The organism is Candidatus Omnitrophota bacterium, from assembly GCA_018894435.1.
GTDB lineage: Bacteria > Omnitrophota > Gorgyraeia > JAHIPI01 > JAHIPI01 > JAHIPI01.
This window is the reverse complement of record JAHIPI010000050.1, coordinates 1-5,813: the sequence shown is the minus strand read 5'-3', so window position 1 is coordinate 5,813 and position 5,813 is coordinate 1. Positions and strand designations below refer to the sequence as shown.

5 protein-coding genes are annotated in these 5,813 nt (G+C 43.5%); all 5 read right to left on the bottom strand.

Annotation, left to right across the window (positions count from 1 at the left end):
• A partial coding sequence (locus tag KKI13_03810) for a hypothetical protein (protein ID MBU4488174.1) occupies positions 1-215 on the bottom strand: 215 nt, incomplete at its 3' end.
• On the bottom strand, positions 208-876 hold the full coding sequence (locus KKI13_03805) for a hypothetical protein (GenBank protein MBU4488173.1): 669 nt from the start codon (positions 874-876) through the stop codon (positions 208-210). The genes KKI13_03805 and KKI13_03810, both read right to left, overlap by 8 nt.
• A gap of 9 nt (positions 877-885) precedes the next feature.
• The gene (locus tag KKI13_03800) at positions 886-1,185 is read right to left on the bottom strand and encodes a hypothetical protein (protein MBU4488172.1); all 300 of its coding nucleotides are present in this window, start codon (positions 1,183-1,185) and stop codon (positions 886-888) included.
• Position 1,186: 1 nt separating this feature from the next.
• Positions 1,187-5,350 (bottom strand): hypothetical protein, encoded by a 4,164-nt coding sequence (locus KKI13_03795; GenBank protein MBU4488171.1) that lies wholly within the window; start codon positions 5,348-5,350, stop codon positions 1,187-1,189.
• Positions 5,344-5,813 (bottom strand): C40 family peptidase (locus tag KKI13_03790; GenBank protein MBU4488170.1); only part of this gene is annotated, 470 nt, incomplete at its 5' end. The genes KKI13_03795 and KKI13_03790, both read right to left, overlap by 7 nt.

Genomic DNA, 5,813 nt, shown 5'->3' with positions numbered 1-5,813 from the left:
GCAAGCTTATTTTCTTCTAACGGTATAGAAAAAGCATAAACCGTTTTTCCTGCTATATCTGACAACGTAGTAGAGCTTGATGCTCCAGCCGCAACGACATTAGAATACCGTATCCGGCCAGCCATATCCGGCGTATTTAAAATAACAGTCCCATCAGCTTGTTTAACTCTCAATCCGTATGCCATTATGACAATAACCCCATACCTATCATTCACATAAAATTATCGTAAATGTCGTTCCGGAAAAGTCCGCAAAATTCATATTAGTTACACCAAGCTGAGCGCAAATCGTCCACATACCCTTTACGCTTGTAGAACTCTGTTTACCAATACCGGATTTAAGACTAAATACAGGACCTTGAGGCGGATAATATATACCGACAATACCAGAGTGCCAAGGAGAAAAGATATAGTAAGGATCCGTATGGTTTGGATGATTATATGTAGTTCCAATAGTAGCGCTACCCACTTCCAATATTTTAAACGGGATACGACCACTATCATAAACCAACTTTTCTCCCGCATCATATACTCTTAACCCATATGCCTCAGCGCTTTTATTTTCCAATAATGTATATATTTTATAATCAAAGGAACAAGATGCTGAACCGCCACCAGCAAATTCTTTCCCGCCAAAAAATCTTACTGCCGTATAATTTGGGGAAGAATAGCTTACATCAAAAACACCACATACCCTGTCCGTCCCGCCAGTAGGTCTAACCGCCGCTATTGGGGGATTAGGATTATTAGCGATAGATATGCTTTGGAGCCCGTTTATATCAAGACTCCCACTTTTCTCCAAAACATAATTTCTATATAAGGAATCTATTTGTATTTCACTGTCCGAATTTTTTATTTTTAATCCATAATCCGACATAAGCTACCCCTATGTATAAGCAAAACAAAATATTACACAATCGGCTGGCGATAGCTGAATTGTATAACTAAATGTCGTCCAGCTGATTACATTTCCACTTCTCGATACAATATGTGCCGTTTTAGATACATCGGCATTGACGGGAACGGCAAAATTGCCAGTCAAGATACCGTCTATTTGGCTTAACTCTCCCGAATTACCCGCAGAATTTGTGTGGCTTGATTTCCACATCAACCGTGTAATTTTATCGGTTATGCTCAATATCGTATTCCCTACAGCATCTTTTACCCTTAGTCCGTAATCAGCCATGTTATGACAATAGCCCCAATTCTACTCTTAAATTACTCGAAGCATCGTATACCTTTATAACCTTATTCGCTCCGTCTATTACCACTTTATTATCGCCGACCTGGATAATCTCATCTACCGTCAAGCTCCCGGTATTGATCGCCAAGGCATCTAACTGATTTACATTTATCTTATCGGCAGTGACTGAATCTGTATAAATTTTCCCGCCATCAATCTTTGTTATATCAGAGCCGTGCGCCCAGCCTGTCGCAGTAGCCGCATCTATCAATTCCCACTCTCCTGCAATTATCTGATCATCACCTGGATTAGTAGCACGGTACATCTTGTCTCCGTCGTCAGTATCAATCCATAAATCACCTGTGGATAAAGCGGTGGGAATAGCGTCTTGTCGAAAGACAGTTATACCTCCGCCGCCACCGCTCTCGGATACTACTTCCCATGTATCAACCTGGTAGATATAAAGCTTATTATCATCGTCTGTGTCAATCCAATAATCTCCGTCGTTCATACCAGAGGTAGGCTCTGCATCCTGATAATACGTCTTAGGCGGGATAGCGTCACTTGCTAATTTGGAAAGCGTTATGGATTCTGCTGTGATCTTGCCGCCATCCAAACTGAGGATTTTTGCGTTTGTGACAATAAGGTCTTTTATCTGAGCGGATAAAGTAATCAATTCTCCCGCAATAAGCTTTCTTGCCGATATTATAGCGTCGCCTATTTCCGCTTCGGTTAAAGGTGTAAAGTTAATCGTAACAGCAGAAGAGAAGCTCCCGGGCCCATAAGTATCTACCGCCCTTACTTTATAGTAAGCCCTGTCTTTTATGACGAACTCATCATCAACATCAGGCGTGCCGGACGGCCAGGAAGCCACTGAAACCTGCCCTGTCGAATTATTGTAGGCCGTGATTACTGCCTGCTGATCTTTATAAGTACCGCTTGTCTGGACGATCACATCGCCAACAAAATAATCAGTGCCATAGCCAGCTATATCTGCATCTGTAATGCTTGTTGTATCCGCCGCATCAGCCTTGGCGTCAGCCGGGGCATTACCCTGAACCGTCGCCGCTGTGCCGGAAACCTTCACCTCTAAAAATTCTTCTCCGCCCCAGACATTGGTAGGGGACTTATAAATTTCATAATATTTTAAATCCGTATCGCTAACATCAGTCCATTCTATCTTCGCAAACCCGAACCACTGCGTAGCCGCTATGGTTGGCGTAGAAGGAGCCGCGTTTGTCGGCGCTACAGACTGTGCTGTTTCGGAATAGTTGCCGGACGTATTATAAGCCTTGATATAATACGTGCCCGGGCTTCTTGATGATGGCGTAACGATCGTGAATGTGTTTGCCAGCCCGCTATATATGAGGGCGGCACTCTGCGTTCCCCAATTTGCGTCTTCTGTCCTGATCTCGTAGCCCGCCAAATCCATATTCGGGATTTCATCCCAGGAAAAGACTATCTCATTTAAAAAAGTGTAAGCAAAATTCGAAACGTCATTGGGTAGCGTAGTGTTACCGGTAATGGTAATCTCGGCAGTGGGAGAATCGGCCTTTGCTGTTTCCTGGCCATCGTAAGATACGCTTGTTACGCAAACTTTATAAGTCGAGCCGACTTCTATATTACCGATTATCGACATGCTGTTTCCTTCGGTGTATCCTACGTAATACCAGTTCAAACCGTCGTTGTCAGAATAATAAACGTTGGCTCCCTTGAACCTATTCACTACTTCTGAATCGCTCATGTCGGGAAGTTCGAAACATACATCCATTGCGTTTTCTATCGTGCCGTCTGCCAGGACAATCACTCTTTCAGTCAATACTACATTTGAAACCAAAGGAATTGTAAAGTCCAAAGAAGAATAGTTATTATCCGGTATGATTACATCGCTATCGTCGTAAACATTCTCGTTATATTCTAAAGCTGATATCTGGACTTCATCCTTGCCTTCCCTCTGGATAGACACAACCCTGAAATCCTTTTTGACTTTATTCGTTTCGCCAATCGCATATACATCAAACGCCTGTGGTGCAGATACAAACGCCGTACATTCCACCTCTGTATAATTCCCTGTGGGAGATGTGATAGATTGTTCTTCTATCGTATCGTCGGAAAACCTGACTTGAATCTTATAGGACTTGCCGTCTTCGATCATCATCGTCCGGTCCAGCTTTACCAGCGTTGTTGTCGAGCTTGCCTGAACCCTGCCCGAAAAACCCCACTGAGGTACATCGTGCGAAACCGAAATAATATCTCCTGCCTGGCAGGCAACCGCATCAATCCCAGCCTTAAACGAAATAGATCTATTAATATACTTAGCCACCTTCAATGCATATCTGCCTGCACGGATAGCATAGCTTGCTTTTGTAGTAAACAACCTAACCTGGCTCTTGCGCATAGGATCTCCAACCGCCAGGGCGTCCTCATCAATATATGCTATTGTTTCCTGCCGGTATCCTTTAGCTTTATCCATAAACTGAATCTCGATTACGTTTGGAATTTCTTTCAGCGTCTTCCAACTTTGAACGAAACTATCTTTGACGATATTGCCCATGCTGAATAGCTGTGTTGGATTCGCCTGCTTATCGATCTTAAATGATATTCCGCCTGCGCTATATACCGGCATAGCGTTGAACGTGGCGCATAACTGAATTAAAACGTCCAGCGCCTTTGTATTGGAATCGATTACGACGTCCATTCTAAACCGCTTTTCATATCCGCCCGCTCCGTCCTCAAGCTTTTCTTCACAATACCTCGACATCTCTAAAAGGGAAGCGTAGTCCAAATTCCCGATGGATATGAATTCGCCTAACCCATACCGGGCGTTCGTTATGAAATCTTTCAAGCACCATACAGGATTGGCGCAGTATTTCTCGACATAGGTCGAGCCGTCCCAGGAAAGCAATGTATCGTCTGCTAACAATCTATAATCAGACCCATCCCAATAATAATCTTCCCAATCAACAGGAGTCACACCGTTTAAGATATTAGGAACGAGGATTTTTTTGCCTTTAACAATAGTCGTGATATTAGGCATGCCGCCGGAAAGCTGATCTGTAGCTAAAAGCTTTAATCCCAATAAGGCTGTGTTTGGATAATTAAGACTATCAGTTTTCAATTCATCCAATTGATACCAGGCCAAATCACCCTGCTTTAAAGGATCCAGGGAACTGTCATCAGATGTTCTCGTCACCCGAATATCATACTGTCCTGGAGTAAGCCCTGTTTTCCTGAAAGTCCTTCTGACAGGGGAACGGGAATTATCGGAAATAGTCGTCTCGCCCAAATCGATCCAAATGCCTGAGGTATGCAGTTTGTATTCCACTCTATAGGTTACGCTCCAGCTGTTTATTCCGCCGCCAGAACTCTGTTGATACAACCCGTTATTCAACCTTAAAAGAATCTCGAACCCTTCGACATCCGAATCAATCGTCTCATAAACATAAGGGTCGTCTTTCAAAAGATTCACATTAACTGTATAAAGATTATGCAGATCCTCGAAATCTTCGATTAATGACTGATCATTCGTGCCGTAACGTTTGACTGTGTCAACGCCGTCAAAATTATCGATTGAATTATTATTGATTTCGATATCATCAATTGCCTCGATTTCACCTTCGCATAAAGCCAGGAGCACATTCAAATAATGTTTACCTCCATCATCCCGTATGAATTGGTTTATGATATTACCGCCGATTTTATGCTCACCATAAACGGCCGCAACCGGCACTCCGACCTCTTGTATTGTCTGAACGCCATCCCATCCGTATGTGGGCGAGCCTTCGTCCAATCCAACGGACCCTAAATTAAAATCAGCCATTTTCGGCTGGTTCATGTATTGATAAATCGAGTAGCCCATGGATAGTACAAAGAAAGCAAATATAAAAGGGTGGGCTATCGCATACGCCGCTATGGCTGAGACAATCCAAGAGATAACAGCTATTACCGGCGCCTTTACCTCGGGGATAACGGTTATCTCGTCTCCCTGCTCAACCCGGACATTGAGATCCTTGATCTTTTTGCCTGTGACAATAACCCGCTTATCTTTATAATCGAACTCTGACTTATCCAGTAAACTACGAACAGTCTCACTTCGTGAATAATCGAATTCTTTGATTTGCGCCTGGTCTAATTTAAAAGGATTTTCGATATTGCGTATAGTTACCATGCTTTATTCCTTAACCTATAAAAGCCTTCGGTTCTTTTCTTCCAAGAGCCATCATCCAGCCTTGACACAATCACGCCTGCCCGGCAACAATGAATAAACTTCCTGTTCTTGAAAATGACGCCCGCATGATTAGCCACTCCCCGGGAGTTTAAAAACAACACCGCGTCCAATACCTTGGGAACCTCGCTCCTTTCCCAGTCATTGACGTAATTTTCCTTGAAATAATCTTTATTGCGAAGCCCCCAAGCCTGACCATATTCCAGATCCTCAATGTCAAACAATCTGAAACCCAGGTCCGCATATACGAGCTTCAATAATCCCCAGCAGTCCAGGCCAGCTATCTCCCGGCCCCTATGCTTATAAGGAATGCCCAGATACTTATCGATGATAAGCTTCTCTACATGATGTATATCCGTCCTGTCGGCACCGAAGGGAAAGCTCCGAACCTCGAGTAATTTCCTAT

Coding starts and splice junctions, on each gene's coding strand:
- KKI13_03805 (MBU4488173.1), bottom strand. CDS start 876: ATGTCGGATTATGGATTAAAAATAAAAAATTCGGACAGTGAAATACAA.
- KKI13_03800 (MBU4488172.1), bottom strand. CDS start 1,185: ATGGCTGATTACGGACTAAGGGTAAAAGATGCTGTAGGGAATACGATA.
- KKI13_03795 (MBU4488171.1), bottom strand. CDS start 5,350: ATGGTAACTATACGCAATATCGAAAATCCTTTTAAATTAGACCAGGCG.